Raw genomic sequence first — 25,135 nt, forward strand, 5'->3', positions numbered from 1 at the left:
GCCTGAACGCTGATCGGCGGCATCTCCCTTCGTTGCCACCGCGGGCTTTCGGAGCGACATACGGCGTGTCGTCGTGGCTGTACTGAGGGCGCGAAGCTGCCGAGCTCCTTCGGCAACTGTCGGCTGCGCCAGACGATCTTTTTGCCGCCGCCGCGGTGCATGACCCCGAATGACCGGTTTACAGCAGGGACGCTTGCGCTACCTGCGCGAGCAGGTTATACACTGAACCATATGGTTCAGTATGAAAGTCCTCCTCTCGATCTCTCATTCGCGGCGCTGTCGGATGCGACCCGTCGCGGGATCATCGATCAGCTTGGGCGAGGGGACGCGTCGATCACCAGTCTCGCGGACAAGTTCCAGATGACGCTGACCGGCATGAAGAAGCATGTCCAGGTTCTCGAGCGGGCGGGGCTCGTCGTCACGCAGAAGGTCGGACGGGTGAGAACCTGCAAGCTCGGGAAACGCGGCCTCAAGGCAGAGGCCGAGTGGATCGAGGCGCATCGCAGGCTGTTCGAGGCCCGCTTCGAAGCATTGGACGAAATCATCAGCGAAATGAAACGGGAGGAAAGCGATGACTGAGCAAGTTGAGAGGGCAGGTGGCGCGCAGAACCGCACGTCGGTCGAGCGCAGAGGGGATCGCGAACTCGTGGTAACCAGGATATTCGATGCGCCGCCGAGCACGGTTTACAGGGCGTGGAGCCGGCCCGAGTTGTTCCAGCGCTGGTGGGTGCCGAAATCGGTGCCCGGCATTTCGCTGGTATCATGCGAAATGGACGTCCGCACCGGCGGCAAATATCGGCTGGAATTCGGCGCCGGCGGTTCGGATACCATGGCCTTCTATGGCAAGTATCTCGAGGTGGCGCCGAACGAGCGCATCGTCTGGACCAATGATGAGGGCGAAGAGGGCGCAATCACCACCGTGACCTTCGAAGACCAGGGCGGGAAGACACTTGTGGTTTTCCACGAAGTCTATCCGACCAGGGAGGCGCTTGAGGAAGCACTGCAGGGCTCGGCTGTCGCATTGCCGGAGCAGTTGGAACAGCTCGACGAATTGCTTTCCAGCCTGACCGAGTAGCGCACGGCCTTCAGGCCGCCTTTGCCGCCATCCACGCACATCTGGAACGCAACTCGTCCTGTTTCATTACCGTGGAGGCGGTAAGCAAGGGGAGTTATGGCAATGCTGATCCAGGGAATCTACGCCGCGCTCGCAACGGCAGACATGGATAAAGCGGAGAAGTTTTACACGCAGCTGTTTGACCGGGAGCCCGATGATCGTCCGATGGAGGCGTTGATCCAATGGCGCAACGTCGCCGGAGCGAACATTCAAATCTTCCTCGACAAGGAGAATGCTGGTTTCGGCAGGCTGACCATTGTGGTGCCGAAAATGGATGAAGCCCGCAGAGCGCTCGAAGAGATTGGGGTGACGCTCACAGGTGAATCCGAGGGTGACTACGGAAGGATTGCCCAGATCGCGGACCCGGACGGCAATCGCATCACCCTTGCGGAGCCGCCCTCCCGTCCATTCGATACGCAGCGAAGATAGCGCCGCTGCTTGACGCTCTGGTTTGCGCGCCTAACGGCAATGGAACCTTCGGCAGCGCCGAAGTGTTGTGCTCGGCATGATTGCGGGAGGCATGACCGATGTACATCATTGTTGGCGGGACGGGGCGCGTTGGCTCAGCAGTGGCGAAGACGCTGCTCGACGGGGGCGAAGCCGTCACCATCGTCACCCGAAACCCTGAGAAGGCGGGCGCATGGCGACAGCGGGGCGCAGAGGTTGCGATCGCCGACGTCCACGACGTCACCTCGCTGCGGACCGTGTTCCGCCGCGGGAAGCGGGCCTTCCTGCTGAACCCGAACGCTGACATCGCGAGCGATACGGACCGGGAGGAGCGCGAGACCGTGCGCTGCCTGCTCGAGGCGATCGAAGGGTCCGGGCTGGAGAAGGTGGTGGCGCAATCAACCATGGGCGCGCAGCCGGGCGAGCAATGCGGCGATCTCAATGTCCTTTACGAACTGGAGACGGGCCTGAGAGGCCAGCCGATTCCCGCCAGTGTCATCCGCGCAGCCTATTACTACAGCAACTGGGACACGATGGTGGGACCTGTCGCGAAGGACGGGGTGCTATCAACCATGCTCCCGGCCGACCTCACGCTGCCGATGGTCGCGCCCGAGGATCTGGGAAGTGTGGCTGCACAGCTCCTGCGGGAGCCGATCGACCGGATCGGCATATACCCAGTCGAAGGGCCGGAACGATACTCTCCCAATGACGTTGCCGCAGCCTTCGCCGCCGCCCTCGGCCGGGCCGTTCGCGTCGAGGTGATCCCGCGCGAAACCTGGGAAGACGCATACCGCAATTTGGGCTTCTCCGACGCGGCGGCGCACTCATATGCCAGGATGACGGCTCTCACCGCCGATGGCCCCGAATATCCCGAGGACTCAATTCGCGGATCGATCTCGCTCCAGACATACATAGATGGGCTCGTTCGGGACTCGTCCTGACGCGCCTTCGTATGGGACTTGTGCCGGGGCAGGCGCCTCGTCTTCAGGTGGCGACCTCCATGGGATCGCTGAAGCCGCCACGGCGTTTTCATCAACCGCGTTCGACCAGTTTGCGGATAGCGGTCTCAAAGGTCGTTGTGCCCTTGCGCGATCGGGCCTCGCCATCTTCGAACTCGATCCAGCCTTCGTTGAAGCCGTCAAGCATGCGCATACGGGGTCGGGGGTTCTGCATGCCCTGGTTCAAAAACAGCGCTTCCCATGTCTCCCTTGCCACCGGCTCGGCACGGACCCTCTTGCCGAGCACGGCAGAGAAGGCCTCCGCCATCTGCAGCGGCGTGATGCGGAGCGGACCCTCAAGCTCGACGATGCGTTTACCGGTCCAGTCCTCCTGCAGCATTTCAGCCGCAGTTGCGCCGACATCGCGCACGGAAACCATTGGCACCGGTTTGGTGACCGGCTGCAGAAAGCTTGGCATGATGCCGCTCTCCCTTGCCGGCGCGATGTCCCAGGCTGAATTCTCCATGAACCAGCAGGCGCGCAAGAACGCTACCGGCATCGGGAGTGTCGACATTGCCCGCTCGACGAGGCCGAGCTGGCTCAGCAGATTCTCCTGCTTTGCCTGCGCGCCGATCGTCGACAGGCACACCACCTTCTTCGGTGACGCCTTTGTGAGCGCCGTCTTGAGCACTTCTATGATTGCTTTCACCTCCGGGAAACCCGGCGCAGGATCGAAGCTTGGCGGCAGAAGCAGGAAGACGCCCTCGGCGCCTTCGAAGGCTTGGGCGAGACCCGCCGCGTCCGTCATGTCGGCAATGGCGACTTCCGCACCTCGATCCCGCCAGGCGCCTGCTTTTTCCGCGTTGCGCAGGACTGCACGGACAGCAAGACCCTGATCTATCAGTTTCGCGCCGACCACGGCGCCGACCTGACCTGTTATTCCAGTGACAGCAAACATTATCGGACTCCTTTTGTCAGCGGCTTTCGCCGCGCCGAGTGAATGATGCGCCAAAGTCGCCTTTGACTGAATTGCCCTTTTGTCAGATAGTTCATGACAAAATATCAGGAATTGGATGATGTTCGACGGACGATTGCTGAATGGGGTCAGCGTGCTGGCCGCCGTCGTTGAGAGCGGCAGTTTTGCGCGGGCGGGCGAGGCGCTGGGGTTGACAGCTTCCGGGGTCAGCCGGGCGGTGGCGCGACTTGAGAGCCGCATCGGCGTGCGGCTGCTCGAGCGGACGACCCGTTCCCTGAGGCTCACCGATGACGGCACGCGTTTCTACGAGCAGGTCGTGCCGTTACTCGGTGGCATCGAAGAAGCCGCTGCCTATGCGGCCGGGACGACGCAGACGGTGCGCGGGAGGCTGCGGATCAATGTAGATCCCTATTTTTCGCGGCTGATCCTCGCGCCGAAGCTCGGCACCTTTCTCGACCGCTATCCCGATCTTCAGCTCGAGGTGGTTACAAGGAACGAGATCGGCGATCTTGTCGCCGACGGCATGGATGTGGCGGTGCGCTTCGGCGAAATCCCGGCCAAGAGCTCGCTGATTGCCCGGCAACTCTTTCGCACGAGGGTGATCACGGTTGCCGCGCCGTCCTATCTCGCACGGCATGGCACGCCGACGCTGCCTGCCGACCTGACCGATCATACCTGCATCCAGTATGAGGACCCCTTGACGGGCAGGCCTTTCGAATGGGAGTTGCGGCGCGGAAAGAAGGTGGTGCCGATCCAAACGCATGGGCGCATCCTCGTCAATGATGCCGGTACGGCCCTTGCCACCTGTCTCGCCGGGATCGGGATTGCCCAGGTCTTCTCGCTCGGAATGAAGCCCTATCTTGACAGTGGCCAGTTGGTCGCTCTCTATCCGGATTGGCCCGATGAGACCTTTCCGTTGCACTGCTTCTACACCTCCCGCCATCATGTGCCGGCCAAGGTTCGCGCCTTTATTGATTTTTGCTTCGAAATCGTCAGCTAGATGCCGCTGCGAGGATCGGCTCGGAGGCTTTTACCGGGCATCTTCAGCGGCTTCCAAAAGCGCCATAAGTCGCATTACAATTGCCGGCGATGTGGCCTTGCCTCAGGCGACGGACCAGCCACCGTCCACCAGCAGGTTCGCGCCGGTGATCAGGCTCGCAGCCGGCGATGCCAGGAAGACGACGGCGCCCACGACATCATCGGTTTCACCGATCCGGCCGAGGGGAATGTGATCGAGCGTCGCTTGGCGATTGGCGGCGTCGGATAGAAAGGGTGCCGTGCCATCCGTATGGATGAAGGTCGGCGATACGGTGTTGACGGTGATATTGTAGCGTGCCCACTCGGCCGCAAGGCAGCGCGAGAGGTGATTGATGGCCGCCTTGCTCATGCAATAGATGGCCTCGCCGCGCAGGGCCACGGTGCCGGCCTGTGAGCTGATGCTGATGATCCGGCCGCCATTCTGCTTGATCATCTGGCGCCCGACCGCCTGGGTCATCAGGAAGGTGCCCTTGACGTTGACATCGAGGATCTCGTCGAGGTCCTTCTCCTCGACGAGCTCGGCGAGATTGCCGGGAGCCACGCCGACATTGTTGACGAGGACGTCGATTCGATCAAACGTCGTCAACGCCGCGTCGACGGCTTGTGCGATATGGGCTTTGTTGGGAATTTCCAGTTCAACAGCGAGGACTTTTCGTCCCGTGCCCTCGAGCTCGGCGACCAGGTCCGCCGAGGCTGCGACGTCACGGACCCCCAAGACAATATCGGAGCCTGCCGCGGCACAGGCAAGCGCGCAAGCTCGCCCGATGCCACGGCTCGCGCCTGTTACCAAAGTCACTTTGCCCTCAAGGCTGAAGTCCGGCGCGTTCCTCTGCATCATGGTGCCTCCCTTGATGAAATCAATTTATGCCAGAGTCGGCGCGGCTGCCAGATACTCTGCGCATGTGCAGCGGCCTCCCCGCCGAACCGCAGCGCCGGGGTTCAAGAGAGCCTCATCATGAGTTGCCCCGCAGGGGGCCTCGAAGGACGAGGCGGGTGCTCAGCCATTGTTACCTGCAAGAAGCAGCGTTGCGGCATTCGGTAGCAAACGCCACCATCGGTTCTCGAGGACAATCCGACCCGTCAATTCAGGCCGGCACGGGTAAGTCCTTCGATCAGACGCGCCCGATCCTCGGCGCGGACGAAAGAAGATGTTGCTCCGACCGCGTCCCGTGAGATATCAGGAACCAGCGATTTAAGCCGTCCGAGCAAGTCCATGGCAGCCTCCCGGTTGTCGAGAAGTCCGGCACAGGCCGTGCCAATGATCAGCGGAACCGCATGGCCGGACCGCAATCGATGCGCCTCCCGTGCGTAACTCAATCCAAGTTCGTAATTCGCGCCCTGGAAATGAGCCATGGCGTAGTAAAACTGAAAGTCGCCGAGAAAGGCCTCGCGCGGGCTCAGTCTGAGGGCGTAGTCGATGCAACGAATGGCGTCCGCCGCGCGGCCCCCGTTGGCATGCGCAAGTCCCAACTGGCCGTGTGCAAACGCGGAGTTGGGGTTGATCGCGACAGCCTGGCTGATCGCTGCCACCGCCAGGACATTGTCGCGCGTCCCAAAGGCTATCATCGCCTGCGCAAGGTAAGTCCACGGTTCCTTATCGTCCGCGGCCATGGCTTGTTGAACGACATCCCTGGCAAGGCCCAAGGCATATCCCATGTCCTCCCACCCCTGGAACGCGCGCCACATGGTAATCCAACCTTTCATGGCGAGCGCCTGGGCATAGCCGGGGGCCAGTTCGATTGCCCGATCGAGCAGCGGGAGCATCTTCCTGCTGCTCTCCTCAGATAGTTGGGAACACAGGAACACCGCCCGCACGACACATTCCCAGGCATCAAGGCCATGATGCGGCTTGGGGCTTTCGCGAGCATGCTCCGCCGCCAGGAGTTCCGGCCCGATGCGGCCGACGACGCTTGCGGTAATTTCGTCCTGAATGGCGAAGATGTCGCCGAGGTCGCCGTCGTACCTCTCGGCCCAGAGATGGACGTCGGAGGCCGCATCGATGAGCTGCGCGGTCACCCTCATCCGGTTGCCGGACTTGCGGACACTCCCCTCGAGAACATAGCGGACCCCGAGTTCGTGCCCGATTGCGCGCACATCCACGGGCTTTCCCTTGTAGGTGAACATCGTGTTGCGGGCGATCACGAAGAAGCCCTTGAGCTTGGATAGCGCGGTGGTGATGTCCTCGGTCAGCCCATCGCTGAAGAAGTCCTGCTCCGGTTCGGCGCTCAGGGCGTTGAACGGCAGCACGGCAATGGATGGCCGCTCCGGAAGTGCAGACCTCAACGATGCCGTTCCTGCGGCCGTCCTTTCCTGAAGGGGGCGGTACAGTCGCACCGGCCTTTCCATATTCTTCAGCGCGCGCTCGCCGAGGTATTCGTAGTCGCAGTCAAGCTTGCCCGGGAGGTGATCGTAGGCCGTGCCGGAAATGCAAATGCCGCCCGGATCCGCCAAGGTCTGGAGGCGGGCCGCGATGTTCACGCCATCGCCGTAGAGATCCCCATCGAGTTCGTGGACCACATCACCCAGATTGACGCCGATCCGGAAGACGATGCGTCGCTCCGTCGGGATATCGGCCTGGTTCTCGGCAACCCCCTTCTGGATGGCGACCGCGCACGCGACGGCATCGACGACCGAGCCGAACTCCACGAGCGCACCGTCGCCCATCAGCTTGACGATACGGCCCTGATGCTCGGCCAGCAGCGGATCGATCACCTCCCGACGCAGAACCTTGAGGGCCGACAACGTCCCAGTCTCGTCATGTTCGACGAGGCGGGAATAGCCGACGACGTCAGCGGCCAGGATCGCGGCCAGCCGCCGCTCTGCTCTTGCGGTTGCCATGGCTGTCTCCCCTCAGGAGATGCGCCGATTGAAACCCAGGCGATTGACGCGACATGCACCATCCGGCTGCCCGACACCGCGACCGTGCCGGTTCATGATACCACTGAGACGGTCATATGGCGACGATTCACAAGGGTGCCGCCTGCAACGGAACAGGGGCCGCGAAGCGGTCAACGCAAAGGTCTGTTGCCGCCCCATGGAAGAACGGCTTAATTCGAAGGTCCGTTTCGGAATTTGGAACCCACTGGCGTGGCGTGCTGAGCAGATCCTCGATCCGGGCATCGATCTCACCCAGGTTCGCTTTCAATTCGTCTACGACTTCGACCATACGCGACGCTCCGAGGCACCCTTAGGAGATAACATCGGCCTTCATCGGAAACTTGTGGCACTTGCTCATAATGCCGCAGCGTTGCGGCGCGCTTCGGGGCTTCGCCGTTTCGGGCTTTGCACCTCGGCGTGAGGGACGTTGGAGGATGCCGCGCTCCGATAACAGGCTCTTGGAGATGCATTACAAATCACGCGGTGGGAGAATGTAGCGCCGGGTTTCAAGAGAGCCTCATCCTGAGGCGCCCCGAACCGCCAATCACCGCCGCGCCGGCGGCTTGGTGGCGGCGCGGCGCTGCAGCGCAAAACGCGCGGCCGAGCAGTTGACGTCGGGAACGAGATCGTAGGTCTGCTGATAGAGGCTCTGGGCCAGCGTGTTGTTGCCGCGGTTTTCAGAGGCGAGGGCGGCGAGCGCCGTGCGCTTGTAGGCCTCGACGATCGGCGCTGCCGCCTTTGCCAGCGCCGCTTCGTCGGCGGGTTCGGTGCTAAGCGCCAGTGCGGCATAGGTGACATCGCCGTCCCTACCGACGCGGCCGCCGACGGCGCCGTTGAAACTCTGCTCGGAAACCTGGCGCATCCGCCGGGCGTTCTTGATGCAGGTCGGAATGCGGGCGGCTTCGGCATTGATGCGCTCGGCCGTCGGACCGGCCTCCGTGCTGCCGCCGCCGGAAAGGATCACATAGCCGATGATGCCGACGACCGCGAGGTAGACGAGGCCCATGCCGGCGAGGAAGGCCGGCTGCTTGAAGAGCGGCTTTTTCGGCTTGCCGTCGTCTGCCTTGGCAGCAGCCTCCTTTTTCGGCGCCTCCTTGGTCGGCGCCTTCTCCACGAACTGGAATTCGACATCCTTGCCGAGGCGGAAGCTGTCGCCTGTTTTCAGTGAGGCCGTCTGCAGCAGCGCCTCGCCGCGCAGCATGATCGGGTTCAGCCCCATGCGGCGGATGATGAAGCCGCCGTCGCTCTGCTTTTCGATGCGCGCATGGATCGGCGCCAGGAAGGGATCGTCGACGACGATATCGGCATTGGCTGCCCGGCCGATCGACATTTCCGCCCGGTCGAGCACATGGCTGCGGCTCTGGCCGCCGGGGCCGGTCTGCAGAAGGCTGGGTTTGTTGCCGCGAAAGAAGGAAAACACCATGATCAGAACATCCCACTCGACATCATCTCGACGATAGCCGGCGCCAGCACCAGAAGCAGGATCGAAACGACGATCATCATCGCCGGCATGACGATCTTGGCTTTCAGCTTTTCACTGGCCCTGTCGGCCTTCTCCCAGCGGCGGAAGCGCAGGTCGCGCGCATGCTCGCGCAGCAGCTCGACGCGGTTGCTGCCCTCGACCTCGCCCTGGATGACGGCGCGGATGACGCGCACCACCTCCTCGGCCGTCATGCGTGCTTCCAGGCGCTGCAGCGCCTCGATCATGCCGGTGCCGAGCGCCACGTCCTTCAGCGTCTGCTCGATCTCCTCGCTCATCACGGTGCCGGGCGCGGCCTCGGCATAGAGCCGCAGGCTTTCCGGCAGGGTCGCCTGCGCCTGCTGCGTCATGACGACCAGATCGAGGAAATAGGGAAATTCGCGCGAGATGCGTTCCTTGCGGTCCTGCATCTTGTCGTCGGCGACGACCCAGAAATAGATGGCGGGGATGAAGCCGAGGATCAGGCCGGCGACCAGCCCGCCGATGATGCTGCCGCTTGCGATGCCGAACAGCACGCCGAGCAGGATGAAGCCGAACAGGCTCAAGACGATGAGAAGGGCGATATATTCACGCCCCGTGACGCCGCCGAAGGGCCGGCCGCCATAGATCAGCTTCTTTTCGAGCTGCGCGCCGAAATCGGCGAGGAGCGGCTCGAAGTGTCTCAGCACGAATTCGACGGGCGTGCGCATGCCGATGCTGTCGACGATATTCGGCGGCGGCCCGTCGCCGCCGGCCTTTCGCCGCACCACCTGGATGCTGCCGAGCAGGTCGCCGAGCCACCAGACGATGAGCGCCGCGGTGATGCCGGCAAGGACGATGATGATCGGGGCGAGCGGGATTTGCGACATCATACCGACACCTTCATCATCGAGCGCATCCAGAAGAAGCCGGTGGCGTAGAGAATGGCGCCGACGATCGCGATAACGATGCCGATGGCGTTGCCGAACACCTTGTCGATCAGCTCCGGCTGGCCGAAGAAGATCATCAGGATCATGAACAGCGCGCCGCCATTGACGACGCGGAAGTTCATCCGCGCCTGCGACGACGAGGTGCTGATCTTCTGGTCGAGCTTCCAGATCTCCTTGAAGGATTTCGACATTTCCGTCAGCGGCTCGGATATGTCGCCGCCCTGGCGGGCAAACAGGCCGAGGGCGGCGTCGACCATCTTGAAATGCAGGCTCGGCACGGTGCGGCCGTGGCGGTCGAGCGCCTCGACCAGGCCGATGCCGAGCTTCTGCTCGCGGGCGATGCGCTCGAACTCGCGCGAGGACGGCATCTGGCCGGTGTCGGCGACCGCATTGACGGCGACGGCGAGCGGCTTGCCGGTGCGCACCGCCGAGACGATCTGGTCGACGGCATAGGGAAGCTGCGATTCGATCTGCAGCCAGCGGCGCTGCAGGAAATAGCGGATCGTCGCCTTGGGCAGGAAGAAGGCGACGGGAACGGCGACGACGATGCCGACGATCGGCCCGAAGATCAGCGAGATCAGGGCAAAGACGACGATGGCGGTGATGGCATAGGCGAGGATCATCGTATAGGGCGGCACGGCATCGCGGCCGAAGACCTGGGCCGCTTCGCTGGCGAGCGCGATATCCCGTTCGGTGGCGCGCAGCAGCGGCGCCGGCCATTGCACCGGTGCGCCCCAGACGAGCAGTCCCGCCGTCACCGCGCCGAGGGCGATCGTCAGGATCTGCAGAATGCTGATGTCCATGGTTCCACCCTCAAACGAACATATCCAGGTTCTTGATCTCGCCGTCTTCGCCGAAGGCGACGAGCTCGGCGACGAAGCTCGGCAGATAGCCGGTGAAGGCATGCACCGCCTGGCCGCCGGCGCGGCCGACGAGATTGAAGATCGGCTCGACGATGATCAGGCCGGTGTCCGGATCGATGCCGATGACCTCCGATATCTCGGTGACGGCGCGCCGGCCGCTTTCCAGGCGGTTGAGCTGCACGACGAGCTCGACGGCGGCGACGATCTGCTGGCGGATCGCCGTCACCGGCAGCGAGCTCTGGCCCTGCAGCACCATCACCTCAAGCCGGGTCATCATGTCCTGCGGCGTGTTGGCATGCGCCGTCGTCATCGAGCCGGCATGGCCGGTGTTCATCGCCTGCAGCATGTCGATCGCCTCCGCGCCGCGGCACTCGCCGACGATGATGCGGTCGGGACGCATGCGCAGCGCGTTGCGCACCAGGTCGCGGATGGTGACGCTGGTCTCGCTCTCCGCCGTCTTCGGCCGCGATTGCAGGTAGACGACGTGAATGCCGTCGAGCTGCAGTTCGGACGTGTCCTCGACGGCAACGACGCGCTCGCCGACCGGAATGAATTGCGACAGGCTGTTCAGCAGCGTCGTCTTGCCGGAGCCGGTGCCGCCGGAGACGACGATGTTCTTGCGGGCCCGCACCGCCGCCTCGAGGAAGGCGCGCATCGGCTCGCTGAGCGCGCCAGCGGCGACCAGTTTGCTGATGTCGAGCCGCGACTTGCCGCCGAACTTGCGGATGGTGAGGCAGGCGCCCTTGACGGCGAGCGGCGGGATGACGGCGTTGACGCGCGAACCGTCCGGCATGCGGAAGTCGGCCATCGCCTCGCTCTCGTTGATCGAGCGGTTGGAATCGACGGCGATGCGCTCGATCACCTTCATCAGCTGCCGCTCATTGGCGAAGGCGAAGGGATAGCGCTCGAGCAGGCCGAATTTTTCGACATAGATCTCGTCATACCGCGTCACCATGATTTCCGAGATGACGTCGAGATCCATCAGTTCCGAGATCGTGCCCCAGCGATACATCAGCTCCTCGATATTCGAGCGCAGGTGCATATGGGCGATCTCGTAGCGGTCGCCGGCGTTGAACAGCGCCTGCCGGGCCTGGAAGGCGGCGCCGAACTTGGTGTCGAGCTGGGCGAAGTCGGAACGGGTGGATTCGAAGTTCAGCTTCAGTTGCAGCGCCGAGATCAGCGCCTTGCCGACATCGAAGAGCCGGCGGTTGTCCTGCTCTTCGCGCGCGAGGCTTGCCGCATTCGACGTGCCGTCGCGCCGTCCGGTGCGGGCGATGCGTTTTGCCAGCCACCGGTAGACGGCGTTCTTGATGACGAGGATGACGAGATCCTGCGGCGCTGCATCAAGCGCCTCCTTGATGAACAGGTCGAGGCGCTCGCGGATGCGGCCGCGCGTCTCCTCGCGGCCGAAATCGGAGGATTTCACCAGCCGGTCATATTGCGTGTCTTTTAGCAATCGCTCATGGATTTCCATCTGCAGCGCCAGCACCCGCTCCTGGTCCGGAAACTGCGTCACCGCTTCCGGCGCCGCCGCCGGCTCGACCAGTTCGATGGTGACATTCGGCACCCAGATCGACATGCCGGCCGAAACCGCCACCGGCGTGCCGGCCCTCAGCGGCTGGTCGTCGACCCGCGTCGGGTTGCGGCCATGATGCTGCACCGACCAGCCCTGGCCTGATTTGCGCAGCACGAATTGCGGCGACGACACGTGGCTGCCGCGCAGCCGCACGACGCCGGCGCCGGCGGGCAGCGAAAGCGTGCTGCTTTCGCCGACGAAATAGGTCTCGTTCGCCGAGAGCGGGATCACCTCCCGCCCGCTGCCGTCCTCATAGGAAATCTTCAACAGCATGGCTCAATCCCCGAAATGATCACATGCGCGTCCAGTTGATGCTCGGCAGGTCTTCGACGCTATTGTCGGTCGGATTGCGCAGCACGAGGTTGAGGCTGCCGTTCGCCTGGCCCATGGCGAAGATCAGCATCTCGGCTTCCGACGGCGTCACTTCGACCGTCACGTGATTATAGCTGCTATTGGCCTTGGTGACCGCACCTTCCGGCGTGGTCGCCGCGCCGACGGCGAGCACCTTGACGTTCTGGAGGAAGGTGCGGGTGACGACGCGGGTGCGCGAGCTGATGCCGAGCTTGTAGTCCTGCGCCTGCTTCCGGTAGGCGTTGATGTCGTTCTCGTCGGCGCCGGGATATTGGGTGAGATAGTTCTTCAGCATCTGCTCGACCGGCGAGGGCGGCTGGACCGGCGCGGCGGGCGTCTGGCCGGGTGCGGCCGGCGTCTGCCCGGGCGTTCCCGGCTGCGTCGCGGCGGGCGGCGCCACCGGCTCGACCGGTTCGTCGACGGTGCCGAGAATGTCGACATAGCTGCCCGGCTCGACGAAATGGCCGACCGCCTCGGCGGCGTTGACCGGCAGGGTGAGCGCCCGCTTGCCGGGCGCGATCATCGTCGTCAGGCGGCCGCCGTCGGTATCGTCGAAATACTGGAAGAGCAGCACCGAGCCGGCCGGAATGTCGGCGGCGGCCGTCCGGTCCTTCAGCCATTCCTGATAGGCGCTGGCGGCCGGAACCGCGAGCTTGGCAAGCGCCCCGAAGCTTTCCGGCAGCATCACCGGTTCGGCGAGCATGTCCGGGGTGATCGCCTGTCCTCTCGTCACCTTCTTGTCGGGCTGAAGCCGCATGAAGGCATAGGCCACCTGCTCGTTCTTGACGCTCTCGGTCCAGAAGTAGAGGAGGACGCCGGTGATCAGACCGACGATGACGGCGGCAATGAGCTTCCAGTTCATGGTGTTATTCCCTCTAAGAAGGGTTGCCTGATTTGAATGACCTCAACGGTCCTGCCGTCGGTTTTGCTTCTGGTGTAGAGAACATTGGCTTCGACACTGCCGCGCCGGCCGTAAAGGGCGGTGACGCCGCCGCGCTCGGCCGGCGGCGTTTCGATGGTGAAGCCGTCGCGGATAAGCAGGTCGGCGCGCTGATCGGACCAGCGCGCGGCGGCAAGCGTGCCCTTCGACACCACGGTGCGCGACATATGGCCCTTGTCATGGTCGCCGATATCGCTCAGCACCTCGACGCCGGCCGGCGGACGCAGCGACATCGGCAGCTTGGCGACATCGGCAGGGGCGGCGAAAGCCGGGAGCGTCGCGGCGACATCGTCGAAGCGGCTCATCAGCACTTCGGTCATCGGCGCATTTGCAGGCCGGCGGATCATGATCGAGACACCCGGGATCGGCGCTCTCGCCGACGGCTTGTTCGGATCCTGCCGTCTCATGTAGGCGAGCGCAGCCTCGCCGTCGCCGTCGAAGAAGCGCACGACAACGGCGAGATCGTCGCGGATGCGACTGACCTTCGGGACGATCATCATGTTGGCGGCGATGACGGCGGTCAGTTCCTCCCGGTCGCTGCTTTTCGGCATGGCGGGCCGGGTATTGGCGGCCAGCACCCGCAGCCACTCGTCGGTGATGTCGGAAATGCTGCGATCGCTCTGGTAGGGGGTGAACTCGAGCGGCTGGCCGTTGATGACGAGATCGCGCGGCGCGCGTTCCGGCGCCCCGAGGATGCCGGCCAGCATCGAATTCAGCGTCACCCGAATATCCTTGTAGATCTCGGCGCGGCCCGGACTGGCGATCACGGCGAGCCCGACGACCAGGGCCGTAGAGAGGAGATGAAGTGAGATGCGTGATCGCTGTGCCATGTCACTTCGCCCCCGGAAAGACGCCGTCGAAGAGATCGCCGGAATCGCTTGCAACATCGCGGATTTCCCGGCGCAGCGTCGGATCGTAGCCGCGGCGCGTGGTGTCGTTGTTGTGCGAGATAAACAGCGTCGAGTCGTCGACCGTGAACGCATCCTTCCAGCGGATGCTGCGGATGGTGTCGAGATCGTCGGAATCCCTGAACTTGTAGACGCGGTCGGCGGTCGCGGTCACGAGTTGCGGCTTCTCGTCGGCGAGTTCGCCGACCATGTCGCCGAAGTCGCGACCATTGCCCTTGAGAGTGTTCTGCACGTCGTCCCAGATAAAGGTCCGCTGCGGATCGCCGCCGCCTTCATGCGAGGGCGTGCGCGAACAGTTGATCGCGTCGCCTCCGGGCAGGGCCGGCAAGGCCGGAATCGGGAAAACCTTCGAGAAATCCGAGGTGCAGTTGAGGCCGGACGCCTCGGCGAAGGCGGCGTTGCGCATGGCAAGCATGGTCGCGACCTTCTTGGTGGAAATCCTGTTCGCATGAATGACGAAGATCACGATCAGCAGGATGACCGGCGCGGCGAGCACGAATTCGATCGAGGCCAGACCGCGCCGGTCGCGATGCAGCCGCATCATGAAGCCGCCGGTCGGAGCGCCGACCGCTTGCTCAGTGTGTGTTGACGGCAGCCCAGGCATTGGCTCCTCCATTGTCGAAGACGCGTGTCAGGCCGGTGAAACTGTCGGCAGCCGGGCTTTGTTTGATCGTGCCGGAAACCGCGCCGATATCGTCGGCGAGCGTCGCCGGCGCCAGCGAGGCAAGCCAGTCCTGCGTGTAGAGGTCGAAGGCGGTGTAGTTGTGGACCCAGCTTTGCGCCAGGGCATAAGCGGACGGCGTCCTGTCCTTGAACAGCCGGACCTGGAGCCTGGCGCGGGGCGCCCGGGAAACAATCGCCAGCGTCTGGTAGTCGGAGAGCTGGTCGCCGCCGAAGGGCGTGAAGTTGAAGGGGATGCGTCCCTTCAGCCAGTAGGGCTTCGGGAAGGAGAGGAGCGGCAGGCTGACGCCGGTCACCGAGATCGCGCCGCCCGCCGGACCACAGACCTGGTTCCAGATCATGTCGAACTTGCGGGTGAAGTCGTTCTCGTCCTTCGTCTGTTTCTCGGAATAACGTGGCGGCACGTCGATCGGCAGCTGGAAGGGGTTCACAACCCCGAATTTGATGCCGAAGAATTCCTCCGCCACAAAGAAGCTGCCATCGAGCAGCAGTTCCTGCCACCAGCTGAGATCGGCATATTGCTCGATAATCGCCTTGAACGGGATCTTGCTCAGGTATTTCGGGCCGAACGCCTCATAGAAGATGTAGAACTCGACCAGCTGATCGTCGATGCCGCTCTCATGGTTGACCCAGTCGCGGATATGGCTGCCGTCGACGCCGCCGGCCGTCAACGGACCCTTGCCGTTGGGGAAGCCGCGATTGGCGAACTCGCCGCGCATCAGGAATGGATCCTGTCCCTGGGTGCCATAGGACATGGCAAGGCACATTTCGGTATAGGCAGCGGCTGGATTGATGCCGTCACGGTCGACCGGCAGGTTGCCTCCGGCGCCTTCCCCGGCCTGGCCGCAGGATTCGCAGGGCGGATGGAAGACGACATGATCCGACTTGTTTAAACGAACCAGATGCAAGGCGTCGTTGCCGACCCGCTCGGGAAAGCTTTCGACGAGGTAATCGTTCAGGTCATTCATCGCGTCGATGATGTCGCTCGATTTGTTGATCAGACCCAGGGGATCATATTTGATCTGCGCCGCCACCGTATAGGCGATCGCCTTGGTGGCTTCGGTTGCCCGGAACCCCTGGAACGCCAGGCAAGCGCCGTAGATGATGCCGCCGACGATCGGGACCTTCTGCCAGCCGGGGCAATAGGGCATCGGCGGCAGCGGCGGCAGGAGCGACGCCGGCCCGAAGCCCTCGGTGAAGGAATATTCGGCGAGTTTCGCCAGAATGGCGGCCGAGCGCAGGGCCAGTTCCGCGGTGGTCAGCTGGTAGGCGACCGACGTCGCCATGACCACGGTGGCCTGCGAGGAGGCGACATTGTTCATCGCCATGATGTTGAGATAGCGCGCCTCCCAGTCGGCATGGACGAGGGCGGCGGCATCGGCGGTGTCCTGGGTGCGCTGCTTGTCGTAGATCATCTGCCCGGTGTTCAGGATCCAGACGATCATCAGCGCCAGCGCGATCGTCATGTAGAGGATGATCGGAGACAGGAAGCCGCGCTGGTCGCGGTGCAGGCGATGGATGAAGGACGGTGTCATAGCAGGTTCACCTCCGCCGTCGAAATCGTGTAGTAGCGCCCGTCCTTCCGCTGGCCGCGGGCAAAGACCCAGCCGGCATATTCGAGCAGCAGGAAACGCGCTTCGACCCTGGCGGTGACGGGCACATGCGGCGAGCGGTTGATGGCGGCAAAGAGCGCCATCGGGGCGCGGTCGACGGTGACCGTGACGTTCTGCGGGTCGAACATGTAGCGGGCCTGGTTGCGCATCGCGCGCCAGTTCTTCGAGAGGCCCGAGGCGTCGGCCAGGCTCTTCAGCGCCTCTTCCGGCGGCTGGCAGGCGCCGACGCATTTCAGCTGGTCGTAGGGCGCCGCCGGGATCAGCGCCAGGCGGGCGGCAAGATCGGCCTTGCCCTCTGCGGCGTCGTTATCGCAGGTCTTGGGGCCGATGAAGCTGTGGATGGTGATCGGCAGGGCCGGGCAGAAATAGACGCGGGCGCTGCGGGCCGCCGCATAAGCGGCATAGTGGGTGAACAGGTGGTTCTTCGCCAGGATCGTGAACTGAAAGACCACGAACATGAAGAAGACGAAGATCGGCGTGACCAGCACGAAATCCATCATCGTCGTGCTGCCTGAGATATCGCCGTGAAGCTCCGACATCCGGCGCCGGCGGGCGGACAGCCGCGGCAGCAACAGCATCGAGGTTAACAACAGCATGGCGATCGCGAAGGTGCCGAGAAGCGCGCCGTGATCCTGAGGGATCCAGAAGGTCCGCGAGTGCAGGATCGAACTCCAGAACGCACCGTCGAAAGTGGGGTGTTCGAGTTCCGCGCGCATTGCCGTTACCTCACGAATGAAAGAGGGGTGAAATCAGGCATGAACAGGCACCAGAGAAGTCCGAGAGCGGCGGCGACGCCGAAGCGGACGGTATGATGGGTTTCGCGCGGCTTCAGCACGGAAGCGGCATCGCGGAAACCGGCGGGCAGCAGCAGGGCGAACAGTCCGAGGCTTCGCGCCAGCGCGCCCCATTGAACCCGCCGCGCCATCGAGAAGACGGCAATCGTGCCGCCGATCATCAGCGATGCGAGCGTCACGTCGATGGCGGGCCAGAGGCCGAGAACGGCGCCGAGCGCCGCCATCAGCTTGACATCACCGCCGCCGCAGCCTCCGGCTGCGAAGGCGATGATGAAGATCAGGCCTGAGGCAAGGAGGCCGGCGAAAGCCAGGCCGATCCCCGCAAGGCCGCCGCTGATCGCTGCCAGCATGAAGCCGGCAAGCAGGCAGGGGTAGGTGATGGCGTTCGGGATCTGACCATGGCGGTGATCGAACACCGCCGCGGTCGTGGCGCAGGCGACGGCAAGAGCCGCCGCCGCTGGCATCAGGGTCAGATCGTAGGTCATGTCCATGACACCGATCCCGCTTATTGACCCGGCTCAGGAATTCTCTCGGCGTCGGAGAGAGCCGTGTTCTTTTCGTTGAACCATTCGCCGATCTGTTTGCCGAATGCGAGCAGCAGCAGCATCAGCGGAATGACGATCAGGGCGACTGCGAGGACGATCTGGGCCATGTCGCCGCGTTCGTCCTTGTGAAGTGCAATTGCGAGAGTCTTGAGTTTTGCAAACATCTGCGTATTCCTCGTTCCCAAGTTTGTTTCGGATCGAAGACCTTGGTGAAAAGAAGCAAGCATACGCTATCGATCAGAACCAGCACGTTGCTCATTCCAATGATGTTTTCTGCTTCTGCTTTTCTTCCCCGGTCGCCAACGCTTGTTGAGCAACATCATTAAGACCCAAGAGTGCGCCCAAGGCCAGCCCTCCGTCAAGCAAACGGAAGGCAGGGTTCCAATTGTCTTGGAGGCGTCGGCTGCAGACATGCGGTTGACGGTGGTGTTTTCACGCTAACTGGCTGATTACGCTGTAATTTTCTCCGGTGAGGCATGTTGTGAAGCGGTTTTCGCGAACAGCGTCAGCTGCTCCATTATTGGTCAATTGTTTCAAAGCGATAGAACAGGCGGAAGCCACGCACGCATAGTGGCGGGCGGGCGAGGGCGTCCCCATGGCGTTGCTTGCCGATCTGGATTAAGCTCGTCTTCAATATTGGCTGTGGCCCGTCAGTCGTTCCGGAGGCAAAATCATGGAAACGATGAGCAGCGTCTTGATACTTGCATTGGTCCTCATTCCACTGATGTTGTTCTTTCCGACTGCGGTCCAGATGATGGTGACGCTGTTCGGCATGAGCTCCGTTCTTGTCGGGATGCCGCTCTGATGAAAGCCGTTTCCGACGACGCTGCCGAACAGGCGACCTTCCAGGTTCTGACCCGGGCGCTCGACAAGCTCCTGGCGCCGATCCGCTTCCTGCTCGAGGACCCGAGCGTTTCCGAAATCCTGATCAACGGAACCTCCGACATCTTCGTCGAACGGCGAGGCAAGCTCGAACGCGCCGATACGCGCTTCGCCAGCCGCGAGGATCTGGAATCGGCGGCGCGCAGCATCGCGCAATTCTCAGGCAAGCGCCTGACGCCGGAGGAACCGAGCGTCGAAGCCCGTCTGCCGGACGGCTCCCGCGTGCAGATGATCCAGCCGCCGGCCGCCCGCACCGGGCTCTGCATCTCCATCCGCCGCTTTCTGAGAGAACATCGCAGCATTCGCGACCTCGTCACCCAGGGAAGCCTGACGGAGGAGTCGCTGTCCTTGCTGCAGGCGGCGGTCGGGCTGCAGAAGAATGTCATCATCTCCGGCGGCACCGGCACCGGCAAGACGACGATGCTGAACGCGCTGTCGGAAGCCTTCGCCGATCATGAGCGGGTCATCGTCATCGAGGACACCTCGGAACTGCAGATCCGCAAGGAGCATGTCGTCTATCTCGAAGTCACCAAGCCCGACAGGTTCGGTCGCGGCGGCGCCAGCATTCGCGAGCTGTTCCGCTCTTCGCTGCGAATGCGGCCGGACCGCATCATCGTCGGCGAGTGCCGCGGCGGCGAAGCGCTCGATATGATCCAGGCGATGACATCGGGCCACAGCGGCAGCCTTTCGACCGTGCATGCCAATACGCCCTATGACGCGCTGCACCGGCTGGAAACCCTGGCGCTGATGTCGGATATCGACATGCCGCTGCGACCGCTGCGCTCGCAGATCGCTTCGGCCGTCGACGTCGTCGTCCAGATTGCCCGGTTCAAGCGCACCGGGCGGCGACGGGTCATCGAAATTTCCGAGATCAAGGGGCTGAATGATGACGGCCAGTATGTCGTCGAGAGCATCTACAAGCTCGACGGCGGCGGCCATTCCAATTCGGATGGCGAGTTGCGCTGGACAGGCGCCGTGCCGAGTTTCGCCACGGAAGCCTTCGAGGAGTTGGGAACCGGCCTGACGGAGCTGCCGAGCTGGATGAAGCCCGCGGCGACCCCTCACCGGCCGGAGTAAAAGGCGGGGATCGGTCTGGCCGATCTTGACACGATCGCCAGCGACCTCGCCGTTCACCTCATGGCCTAAGCTGCGATCTTCTGCCAGACCGAGACATGCCGATCGCTGACCTTTGTGAACGGCTCCTTTTTCCAGCCGCCCCATCGGGCTTTGAGCTTCAGGCCGGCCAGCCGCGCCATAAGGTCGAATTCCGCTGGCCAGGCATAACGAAACGGGACCGAGAACTGCCTGCAGTTCCCGTCCCGGATCCGGATGTGGTGGGACGTGAAGTTCTGGCTTACCACGTCGTACTCGTCGACGCCCCAATGCGTCTCGCTGCGGTCGAACGCCAGGATCGTCTCGCCGAGCGGAAGCCGCTGAAGCGGCGGGACGCCAACCTCGATCAGGAAGTGCCCGCCAGTTTCAAGGTGCGCGGCGGCGTTCAGAAAGCAGGCGACCTGGGCTTCCTGTGACGTCAGGTTGTTGATCGTGTTGAAAGCCAGATAAACGAGGGAAAAGCGCCTCTCGACACGGGTTGTCGCCATGTCGCCGATTACCACCGGAATGTCCGCGCCGCCCTCTTTGGCGCGAAGGCGAGACACCATCGCGCGCGACAGCTCGATGCCTTCCACCTCTACCCCTTTCCGCGCGAGCGGCAGCGCCAGGCGCCCGGTCCCGATCGCGAATTCCAGCACGCGCCCGCCGCCTGCGTATTCGGCCAGGAGATCGACCGCCGGATCGACGACCTCCGGGGCCGAGATCCCGTCAGCGTCATCGTAGGTAGCCGCGACCTCATCGTCAAAAAAACCGTCGTCATGCATCTTGCTTACCTCTCTGATAGCGGAGGACCGGTGGTGGCGATGACCTTGCCCGCCGCTTCGCGGGCAACGCGTCAATTGGTCCTAGCGATCGCGCCAACTCGCCAATCTCGTGGCGGGCGACGCCGATGTCTTCCAGATCGCGGTCCGACAGCCACTGCAGTGCCTGTTCCGTTTCGCGCCTTTGCCACCAGAGGAGGAGGGCGGGCGCTGCAAACCGCAAAGCTGCCATCTTCGTCAGAAGGCTGGGAGCAAAACGATCCGAAAGTTCAATGTGCCGGAGTTCGAATGTCATAACCTACGTCCAAGTTGTGTTGCGGTGATATCAATCTAGTGAAATGCCGGCCGACGTGTTATCGGCAGTCTGTCAAATTATGTCTGTGAGACGCCATGATTGCGCGCGACAACCTGACCAACGTTCATCTGCCGGAAGACGCATTTGGAGATTATCCGCACACCGCCGTCGCCCAGGGTGGCGCAGAGCCCGCCGGGCGAACCTATTCTTTCCACGTGCACCACCGCGCTCAGCTCTTCCAGATCGTGCGCGGTTCGCTGCGGCTCGAGACCGAGCGGGGCTACTTCATCGTTCCGCCTGAACGTGCCGTATTCGTGCCATCAGGCGTCCTCCACGAGGTGACATACCTGCAGGAAACGGAGCGCAGCTACCTCTTCTTCCGGCCCGACGCGGTCGTGAACCTGCCCTCCGAGGTCTCAGTGATCGGTACGACGCCGCTCCTGCGCGAACTGATCCTGGCGTTCCTGGAGATACCGCGCGCCGACGCCGGCAGTGCCCCTGCCGAACGGCTCGTCGCCGTCATTCTCGACCAGCTTCAGACGAGTACGGTCGCGCCGCTGTCGCTTCCCTCGCCGGCATCCGAACGCCTCCGCAGCATCGCTTCGGACATCCGCAACGAACCGGGTGCCGATTGGCCACTCGATGAACTTGCGTCACGTGCGGCCATGTCCCCCCGCAGCTTTCAGCGCCATTTCCAAACCGAGACAGGCATGAGTTTCCGCGCCTGGCGGCAGCAGGCGAAACTCCTCAAAGCAGTGGAGTGGCTCGCCGCCGGCCGAAGCGTCGGCGATATCGCCTTCTCGCTCGGCTACTCAGGCCCCAGCGCCTTCATTGCGGTGTTCCGGACGGCCTTCGGTGTCTCTCCCGGACAATATTTCCAGGGAGGTTTTCCGGGCCATGGCGCCGCATCCCCGGCGCGGCCGGCGCAATGACGCGTCCTCCGGCGGGCGACAGGAAAAAGCGCGCCGTGACCCCCAGCGCCAGCAGCGCGAGGGAGAGGGCGAAGGGTTGCGCCCGCGCGAGCCTGCACACATCAGGCACGGATACCGTTCGCCCGATCCCGCGGCAGTCGATGTCCGATCACCAGCGGGAATGTTGACGCTTCCGTAATCACGGCAAGCGCCTTTGCTTTGCCGGGCGGCTCTTTTCTCATAGGATTTCTGCGCCATCTCTTGCCAGGGCAACCAGACGGGGTGCTGTATGGACGAGACAATCGAACAGCTTCTCCATCTTACCGCACAGACGGAAACGCTGGTGGCGGTCTATGATGGCGATGACCGGCTGCGCTATGCCAACAGCGCCTTCCGCTCGGCCTATTTCATCGAGCCGGAGGAAACGCCGCTCTGGCCGGATCTGATGCGGCGCAATTTCGAGCTCGGCCGCGGCACTGTCATCCGCACGGAGAATTTCGAGGAATGGCTGCGCTCCACCCAGTCGCGCCGCGGCAAGATTGGCTATCGCGCCTTCGAGACGGATCTTGCCGACGGCCGCTGGCTGTGGATGACCGAGGCGGTGCAGAACAACGGCTGGATGCTCTGCATCGCCAGCGACATCACCCGTCTCAAGGTCCATGGCCGCACCGTCCGGCAGGATCGCGACCAGGCGATCAAGGCCTCCTACACCGACGAACTCACCGGCGTCGCCAACCGCCGCTTCGTCATGGCGCGCGTCGAAGACATGTTGGCCGCCGCCCGGCATGGCGGCAGCGGCTGCCTCGCCGTCTTCGACATCGACAATTTCAAGCACATCAACGACCGGCTCGGCCACCACGCCGGCGATCTGGTGCTGCGAGATTTCGCCCATCGCATCCACCAGAATGTCCGCCGCAACGATTGTTTCGGCCGGGTGGGCGGCGAAGAATTCCTCCTCGTCATGCCGGCCACCGGCCCGGAAGACGCCCTTGCCATGGTCGAGCGCATGCTGACGGTGATCCGCTTCTCCCGGCCGCTGCCGGACTCGCCCGACTTCAGCTACACCTGCTCCGCCGGCATCGCCGCCTGTGTGCCGACGGACAGTGCGTCTGAGCTTTACCGGCGTGCCGATCAGGCGCTGTATGACGCAAAGATGAGCGGCCGGGATAGGGTGCGGGCGGCGTAGGACGCTGGCTCAGTTCTCACGGGCTCCGAACTCAGCCGCGCACGTCGACGACGCACTAGAGACATTCACGACCTCTTGCGAATGTCACTTTCCCACGATGCAGCGATCTGCTATTTAAAAGTGAATATTATCAACGCGCAATCTAAAGTTAATGCGGAGTCGACATGGAAGCGAAGCTGATTGGACGCGATCTGGACGATGGGTTTCATGAATTCGAATATGTCCCGAACGACGGGCCCGCGGCCGGGGTCCTCACGATCGTGTATGTCGCCACCACCGTTCTGGAAAGCGGCGAATTCGGTACGCCCAGCTTTGAATACCAAAGCAGATATCTTCAACCAGGAGATTACATAACGAGGGTGCCTCCGGCTGCTTTGCCCGACCAACCTGAACCCTATGCGCTCTTCGGACTGGTTTCCAAAAATGCTGTCGGGCTGGACGCCACGGTGTTGGATTACGTTGTCGATTTTGTTGAAGAGCAGGATTGTCCGTGTGCATGGAGCTTTCCGATCTTGACCGAAGTTCAGGTGGCGTCGATCGAAAATCTGGTCGAATCCTACTTTTCCGACGCGAGCCGAAAGCGGGCCAGCGATCCTTACGAGATCGAGCGGATCGGCAAAGACTTCAACGAATTGCTGCACACGGTCATAGCGCCAATTTATGTGAACAAGAGCGTTGTCGCGCAGGCATATTCGGACGTAAATTCTTACTTCCAGGGGCTGACCCGCAAACGCGATGTTCAGGATCAGGAGGCGTGCTGGAACTGCATTCTGGCCGTCTATCTCACTCTGTTGTCCTCAGGCACGGCCGCGCTTCTCGTTTTCTCAGTTTGGAAGTTTGGCGATGGCGGCCAGCAGAGACGCGGAATCACGATCATGGCCGAGGGTATAGCCAATAGCGTTCGTCAGCTCTTTCGCCGGGGAGCTGTACAGGGCGCGAAAGACATTGCGAAGGAGCTCGGACAGCTCAGTGTTCCCGCTATGGGCATTGGCGCTGCGATGACCGGCTTTGCACTTTTCGTCTGCCAGACCGTTTTGAGACACAAGGACTGCGGCTAGAGCAATTCCGGCAAAGTATGCCGTGGTTGCGTCCGGAATTGCCTGAAAGCATTGAGATAGAGCATGCCTCACGAAGCCGGACCAGCCGCCCCTAAACATCGCAGACGATATATTGATGATCGGAGACGCTTCCGGCGGGCTGGACGATGACCGTGGCGGGGCCCAGCCCCGGCGAGCAGATGGCATAATCCAGCTTCGAATCATGAGAAGGCAAGGTCGCTGCGTTGGGCGGGCAAATAGTGCCCGGCGGCGGCACGGGCCATGCTGCCGCCGACGGAGCGCGGTTGTAGTCGCCGACGGCAATCCAGGGCGGTGCCGCCGCAGCCCCCGGGACCAAGGGGGCGACTGATATGCCGGCCATAAGAGCGGGGGCGTCGGCCCCGCCGCCGCTCAAAGCATGCAGCGTATAGATGCGGCGAATTGCGCCGCCCGTCAGCCTGACTTCAAATCCGATCGCGCCGCGTGATGCCGCGGCGCCGGCCGCGGGGATGTAGATCAGATGCGGAGTTTCGATGCTGTCGCGGATGCAGATGCAGAGATTGCAGCGATTGCCGCCCGGATCGGTCTGCAGCCAGAAGACTTTGACGATCAGAGGCGGCCTCCCGACTGCCCAGCTGCCGATGAACATCAGCGCCGCAGGCGGCGGCGCCACCCCTCCGAGCCAGGGCGGATAGTTGGCGGGATTGTATGCGGTAAAGGAGCCGCCGGTCGGCGGAGACGGCCCGGCTTCCTGAATGCAGACGATGTCGGCTGCCACCCTGCGGTCGAGGAAGAATTGCGAAATCACCCCCACGAACTTGCTCTGGCCCGTCCCCACGTTCGAGCCCTGCATATTGATGCCGACGATCCTCATCGTTGCCAACTCAGGTAGTGTTGCAAT

At 62.9% G+C, this 25,135-nt stretch carries 28 protein-coding genes; 10 read left to right on the forward strand and 18 right to left on the reverse strand.

Annotation, left to right across the window (positions count from 1 at the left end; translation table 11 throughout):
* Nucleotides 1-231 precede the first annotated feature (231 nt).
* The 4 genes from NL154_RS26235 (at nucleotide 232) to NL154_RS26250 (ending at nucleotide 2,502) form a co-directional block, all read left to right on the forward strand.
* Nucleotides 232-579 (forward strand): ArsR/SmtB family transcription factor, encoded by a 348-nt coding sequence (locus tag NL154_RS26235; protein ID WP_221123148.1) that lies wholly within the window; start codon nucleotides 232-234, stop codon nucleotides 577-579.
* Nucleotides 572-1,075, forward strand: a complete 504-nt coding sequence (locus NL154_RS26240; protein WP_097598909.1) for an SRPBCC family protein — start codon at nucleotides 572-574, stop codon at nucleotides 1,073-1,075. The genes NL154_RS26235 and NL154_RS26240 overlap by 8 nt, the downstream gene beginning before the upstream one ends.
* A 102-nt stretch (nucleotides 1,076-1,177) precedes the next feature.
* Nucleotides 1,178-1,543: a VOC family protein gene (locus tag NL154_RS26245; RefSeq protein ID WP_097598955.1), complete on the forward strand. Its 366-nt coding sequence runs from the start codon at nucleotides 1,178-1,180 to the stop codon at nucleotides 1,541-1,543.
* A gap of 98 nt (nucleotides 1,544-1,641) precedes the next feature.
* Nucleotides 1,642-2,502: an NmrA family NAD(P)-binding protein gene (locus tag NL154_RS26250; protein WP_210632625.1), complete on the forward strand. Its 861-nt coding sequence runs from the start codon at nucleotides 1,642-1,644 to the stop codon at nucleotides 2,500-2,502.
* A 91-nt stretch (nucleotides 2,503-2,593) separates the two neighbouring features.
* Here the strand turns inward: NL154_RS26250 and NL154_RS26255 are convergent, their stop codons facing one another.
* The gene (locus NL154_RS26255) at nucleotides 2,594-3,457 is read right to left on the reverse strand and encodes an NmrA family NAD(P)-binding protein (RefSeq protein ID WP_210632626.1); all 864 of its coding nucleotides are present in this window, start codon (nucleotides 3,455-3,457) and stop codon (nucleotides 2,594-2,596) included.
* A gap of 118 nt (nucleotides 3,458-3,575) precedes the next feature.
* Here NL154_RS26255 and NL154_RS26260 point away from each other — a divergent pair, with 118 nt between their 5' ends.
* The gene (locus NL154_RS26260) at nucleotides 3,576-4,475 is read left to right on the forward strand and encodes a LysR family transcriptional regulator (protein ID WP_097598956.1); all 900 of its coding nucleotides are present in this window, start codon (nucleotides 3,576-3,578) and stop codon (nucleotides 4,473-4,475) included.
* Nucleotides 4,476-4,577: 102 nt separating this feature from the next.
* On the opposite strand, the gene NL154_RS26265 is transcribed toward NL154_RS26260, so the two are convergent.
* The 14 genes from NL154_RS26265 to NL154_RS26330 all read right to left on the reverse strand — a co-directional run bounded on the left by NL154_RS26265 (nucleotide 4,578) and on the right by NL154_RS26330 (nucleotide 18,213).
* A complete protein-coding gene (locus tag NL154_RS26265) occupies nucleotides 4,578-5,348 on the reverse strand; it encodes an SDR family NAD(P)-dependent oxidoreductase (RefSeq protein ID WP_097598957.1) in 771 nt (256 codons plus the stop codon).
* A gap of 245 nt (nucleotides 5,349-5,593) precedes the next feature.
* Complete coding sequence (locus NL154_RS26270) at nucleotides 5,594-7,351, reverse strand: adenylate/guanylate cyclase domain-containing protein (RefSeq protein WP_097598912.1); 1,758 nt, start codon at nucleotides 7,349-7,351, stop codon at nucleotides 5,594-5,596.
* 127 nt (nucleotides 7,352-7,478) lie between these two features.
* Nucleotides 7,479-7,679 (reverse strand): hypothetical protein, encoded by a 201-nt coding sequence (locus tag NL154_RS26275; RefSeq protein WP_097598913.1) that lies wholly within the window; start codon nucleotides 7,677-7,679, stop codon nucleotides 7,479-7,481.
* 255 nt (nucleotides 7,680-7,934) lie between these two features.
* Complete coding sequence (locus NL154_RS26280; protein ID WP_097598914.1) at nucleotides 7,935-8,813, reverse strand: FHA domain-containing protein; 879 nt, start codon at nucleotides 8,811-8,813, stop codon at nucleotides 7,935-7,937.
* A gap of 2 nt (nucleotides 8,814-8,815) precedes the next feature.
* Nucleotides 8,816-9,721, reverse strand: a complete 906-nt coding sequence (locus tag NL154_RS26285) for a type II secretion system F family protein (protein ID WP_221123129.1) — start codon at nucleotides 9,719-9,721, stop codon at nucleotides 8,816-8,818.
* Nucleotides 9,718-10,581 carry a type II secretion system F family protein gene (locus NL154_RS26290; protein WP_210632632.1) on the reverse strand — a complete coding sequence of 288 codons (864 nt, stop codon included), beginning with the start codon at nucleotides 10,579-10,581 and terminating at the stop codon, nucleotides 9,718-9,720. Before NL154_RS26290 ends, NL154_RS26285 begins: the two co-directional genes overlap by 4 nt.
* 10 nt (nucleotides 10,582-10,591) lie before the next feature.
* Nucleotides 10,592-12,490 carry an ATPase, T2SS/T4P/T4SS family gene (locus NL154_RS26295; protein ID WP_210632633.1) on the reverse strand — a complete coding sequence of 633 codons (1,899 nt, stop codon included), beginning with the start codon at nucleotides 12,488-12,490 and terminating at the stop codon, nucleotides 10,592-10,594.
* A 19-nt stretch (nucleotides 12,491-12,509) separates the two neighbouring features.
* Nucleotides 12,510-13,430, reverse strand: coding sequence for a Flp pilus assembly protein CpaB (gene cpaB, locus NL154_RS26300; protein ID WP_210632634.1), 921 nt, complete (start codon nucleotides 13,428-13,430; stop codon nucleotides 12,510-12,512).
* Nucleotides 13,427-14,338, reverse strand: a complete 912-nt coding sequence (locus NL154_RS26305; RefSeq protein WP_434734511.1) for a hypothetical protein — start codon at nucleotides 14,336-14,338, stop codon at nucleotides 13,427-13,429. The genes cpaB and NL154_RS26305 overlap by 4 nt, the downstream gene beginning before the upstream one ends.
* Nucleotide 14,339: 1 nt before the next feature.
* Nucleotides 14,340-15,020, reverse strand: coding sequence for a TadE/TadG family type IV pilus assembly protein (locus NL154_RS26310; protein WP_434734512.1), 681 nt, complete (start codon nucleotides 15,018-15,020; stop codon nucleotides 14,340-14,342).
* A complete protein-coding gene (locus NL154_RS26315; protein ID WP_434734513.1) occupies nucleotides 14,992-16,632 on the reverse strand; it encodes a Tad domain-containing protein in 1,641 nt (546 codons plus the stop codon). The genes NL154_RS26310 and NL154_RS26315 overlap by 29 nt, the downstream gene beginning before the upstream one ends.
* Complete coding sequence (locus tag NL154_RS26320) at nucleotides 16,629-17,426, reverse strand: TadE/TadG family type IV pilus assembly protein (RefSeq protein WP_210632638.1); 798 nt, start codon at nucleotides 17,424-17,426, stop codon at nucleotides 16,629-16,631. The genes NL154_RS26315 and NL154_RS26320 overlap by 4 nt, the downstream gene beginning before the upstream one ends.
* A gap of 5 nt (nucleotides 17,427-17,431) precedes the next feature.
* On the reverse strand, nucleotides 17,432-17,995 hold the full coding sequence (locus tag NL154_RS26325) for a prepilin peptidase (RefSeq protein ID WP_210632639.1): 564 nt from the start codon (nucleotides 17,993-17,995) through the stop codon (nucleotides 17,432-17,434).
* A 14-nt stretch (nucleotides 17,996-18,009) separates the two neighbouring features.
* Complete coding sequence (locus tag NL154_RS26330) at nucleotides 18,010-18,213, reverse strand: hypothetical protein (RefSeq protein ID WP_064808298.1); 204 nt, start codon at nucleotides 18,211-18,213, stop codon at nucleotides 18,010-18,012.
* A 509-nt stretch (nucleotides 18,214-18,722) separates the two neighbouring features.
* Between NL154_RS26330 and NL154_RS26335 the strand changes: the two genes are divergently transcribed.
* Together NL154_RS26335 and NL154_RS26340 are read left to right on the forward strand one after the other, a co-directional pair.
* A complete protein-coding gene (locus NL154_RS26335) occupies nucleotides 18,723-18,854 on the forward strand; it encodes a hypothetical protein (RefSeq protein WP_257784635.1) in 132 nt (43 codons plus the stop codon).
* On the forward strand, nucleotides 18,854-20,008 hold the full coding sequence (locus tag NL154_RS26340) for a CpaF family protein (protein WP_246717755.1): 1,155 nt from the start codon (nucleotides 18,854-18,856) through the stop codon (nucleotides 20,006-20,008). The genes NL154_RS26335 and NL154_RS26340 overlap by 1 nt, the downstream gene beginning before the upstream one ends.
* Before the next feature lie 65 nt (nucleotides 20,009-20,073).
* On the opposite strand, the gene NL154_RS26345 is transcribed toward NL154_RS26340, so the two are convergent.
* Nucleotides 20,074-20,808, reverse strand: a complete 735-nt coding sequence (locus tag NL154_RS26345) for a class I SAM-dependent DNA methyltransferase (protein WP_434734514.1) — start codon at nucleotides 20,806-20,808, stop codon at nucleotides 20,074-20,076.
* Nucleotides 20,801-21,100, reverse strand: a complete 300-nt coding sequence (locus NL154_RS26350; protein ID WP_221124015.1) for a DUF1127 domain-containing protein — start codon at nucleotides 21,098-21,100, stop codon at nucleotides 20,801-20,803. The genes NL154_RS26345 and NL154_RS26350 overlap by 8 nt, the downstream gene beginning before the upstream one ends.
* A gap of 95 nt (nucleotides 21,101-21,195) precedes the next feature.
* On the opposite strand from NL154_RS26350, the gene NL154_RS26355 reads away from it, so the two are divergent.
* From NL154_RS26355 to NL154_RS26365, 3 genes are all read left to right on the forward strand, one after another.
* Entirely contained in the window at nucleotides 21,196-22,032 is an 837-nt protein-coding gene (locus NL154_RS26355; protein WP_221097299.1) for a helix-turn-helix transcriptional regulator, read from the forward strand.
* A gap of 268 nt (nucleotides 22,033-22,300) precedes the next feature.
* Nucleotides 22,301-23,197, forward strand: coding sequence for a diguanylate cyclase (locus NL154_RS26360; RefSeq protein ID WP_434734515.1), 897 nt, complete (start codon nucleotides 22,301-22,303; stop codon nucleotides 23,195-23,197).
* A 164-nt stretch (nucleotides 23,198-23,361) separates the two neighbouring features.
* The gene (locus NL154_RS26365; protein WP_221153327.1) at nucleotides 23,362-24,255 is read left to right on the forward strand and encodes a hypothetical protein; all 894 of its coding nucleotides are present in this window, start codon (nucleotides 23,362-23,364) and stop codon (nucleotides 24,253-24,255) included.
* 91 nt (nucleotides 24,256-24,346) lie between these two features.
* Here NL154_RS26365 and NL154_RS26370 read toward each other — a convergent pair whose 3' ends face one another.
* Nucleotides 24,347-25,108 carry an endonuclease/exonuclease/phosphatase family protein gene (locus NL154_RS26370; RefSeq protein ID WP_221157960.1) on the reverse strand — a complete coding sequence of 254 codons (762 nt, stop codon included), beginning with the start codon at nucleotides 25,106-25,108 and terminating at the stop codon, nucleotides 24,347-24,349.
* Nucleotides 25,109-25,135: the final 27 nt, after the last annotated feature.

The sequence above is a fragment of the Rhizobium sp. YTUHZ044 genome, assembly GCF_051123975.1.
Lineage (GTDB): Bacteria > Pseudomonadota > Alphaproteobacteria > Rhizobiales > Rhizobiaceae > Rhizobium.

Excerpts from the sequence above, each read along its gene's own strand:
- NL154_RS26235 (WP_221123148.1), top strand. The coding sequence starts at position 232 with ATGGTTCAGTATGAAAGTCCTCCTCTCGATCTCTCATTCGCGGCGCTG.
- NL154_RS26240 (WP_097598909.1), top strand. The coding sequence starts at position 572 with ATGACTGAGCAAGTTGAGAGGGCAGGTGGCGCGCAGAACCGCACGTCG.
- NL154_RS26245 (WP_097598955.1), top strand. The coding sequence starts at position 1,178 with ATGCTGATCCAGGGAATCTACGCCGCGCTCGCAACGGCAGACATGGAT.
- NL154_RS26250 (WP_210632625.1), top strand. The coding sequence starts at position 1,642 with ATGTACATCATTGTTGGCGGGACGGGGCGCGTTGGCTCAGCAGTGGCG.
- NL154_RS26255 (WP_210632626.1), bottom strand. The coding sequence starts at position 3,457 with ATGTTTGCTGTCACTGGAATAACAGGTCAGGTCGGCGCCGTGGTCGGC.
- NL154_RS26260 (WP_097598956.1), top strand. The coding sequence starts at position 3,576 with ATGTTCGACGGACGATTGCTGAATGGGGTCAGCGTGCTGGCCGCCGTC.
- NL154_RS26265 (WP_097598957.1), bottom strand. The coding sequence starts at position 5,348 with ATGCAGAGGAACGCGCCGGACTTCAGCCTTGAGGGCAAAGTGACTTTG.
- NL154_RS26270 (WP_097598912.1), bottom strand. The coding sequence starts at position 7,351 with ATGGCAACCGCAAGAGCAGAGCGGCGGCTGGCCGCGATCCTGGCCGCT.
- NL154_RS26275 (WP_097598913.1), bottom strand. The coding sequence starts at position 7,679 with ATGGTCGAAGTCGTAGACGAATTGAAAGCGAACCTGGGTGAGATCGAT.
- NL154_RS26280 (WP_097598914.1), bottom strand. The coding sequence starts at position 8,813 with ATGGTGTTTTCCTTCTTTCGCGGCAACAAACCCAGCCTTCTGCAGACC.
- NL154_RS26285 (WP_221123129.1), bottom strand. The coding sequence starts at position 9,721 with ATGATGTCGCAAATCCCGCTCGCCCCGATCATCATCGTCCTTGCCGGC.
- NL154_RS26290 (WP_210632632.1), bottom strand. The coding sequence starts at position 10,581 with ATGGACATCAGCATTCTGCAGATCCTGACGATCGCCCTCGGCGCGGTG.
- NL154_RS26295 (WP_210632633.1), bottom strand. The coding sequence starts at position 12,490 with ATGCTGTTGAAGATTTCCTATGAGGACGGCAGCGGGCGGGAGGTGATC.
- cpaB (WP_210632634.1), bottom strand. The coding sequence starts at position 13,430 with ATGAACTGGAAGCTCATTGCCGCCGTCATCGTCGGTCTGATCACCGGC.
- NL154_RS26305 (WP_434734511.1), bottom strand. The coding sequence starts at position 14,338 with ATGGCACAGCGATCACGCATCTCACTTCATCTCCTCTCTACGGCCCTG.
- NL154_RS26310 (WP_434734512.1), bottom strand. The coding sequence starts at position 15,020 with ATGCCTGGGCTGCCGTCAACACACACTGAGCAAGCGGTCGGCGCTCCG.
- NL154_RS26315 (WP_434734513.1), bottom strand. The coding sequence starts at position 16,632 with ATGACACCGTCCTTCATCCATCGCCTGCACCGCGACCAGCGCGGCTTC.
- NL154_RS26320 (WP_210632638.1), bottom strand. The coding sequence starts at position 17,426 with ATGCGCGCGGAACTCGAACACCCCACTTTCGACGGTGCGTTCTGGAGT.
- NL154_RS26325 (WP_210632639.1), bottom strand. The coding sequence starts at position 17,995 with ATGGACATGACCTACGATCTGACCCTGATGCCAGCGGCGGCGGCTCTT.
- NL154_RS26330 (WP_064808298.1), bottom strand. The coding sequence starts at position 18,213 with ATGTTTGCAAAACTCAAGACTCTCGCAATTGCACTTCACAAGGACGAA.
- NL154_RS26335 (WP_257784635.1), top strand. The coding sequence starts at position 18,723 with ATGGAAACGATGAGCAGCGTCTTGATACTTGCATTGGTCCTCATTCCA.
- NL154_RS26340 (WP_246717755.1), top strand. The coding sequence starts at position 18,854 with ATGAAAGCCGTTTCCGACGACGCTGCCGAACAGGCGACCTTCCAGGTT.
- NL154_RS26345 (WP_434734514.1), bottom strand. The coding sequence starts at position 20,808 with ATGCATGACGACGGTTTTTTTGACGATGAGGTCGCGGCTACCTACGAT.
- NL154_RS26350 (WP_221124015.1), bottom strand. The coding sequence starts at position 21,100 with ATGACATTCGAACTCCGGCACATTGAACTTTCGGATCGTTTTGCTCCC.
- NL154_RS26355 (WP_221097299.1), top strand. The coding sequence starts at position 21,196 with ATGATTGCGCGCGACAACCTGACCAACGTTCATCTGCCGGAAGACGCA.
- NL154_RS26360 (WP_434734515.1), top strand. The coding sequence starts at position 22,301 with ATGGACGAGACAATCGAACAGCTTCTCCATCTTACCGCACAGACGGAA.
- NL154_RS26365 (WP_221153327.1), top strand. The coding sequence starts at position 23,362 with ATGGAAGCGAAGCTGATTGGACGCGATCTGGACGATGGGTTTCATGAA.
- NL154_RS26370 (WP_221157960.1), bottom strand. The coding sequence starts at position 25,108 with ATGAGGATCGTCGGCATCAATATGCAGGGCTCGAACGTGGGGACGGGC.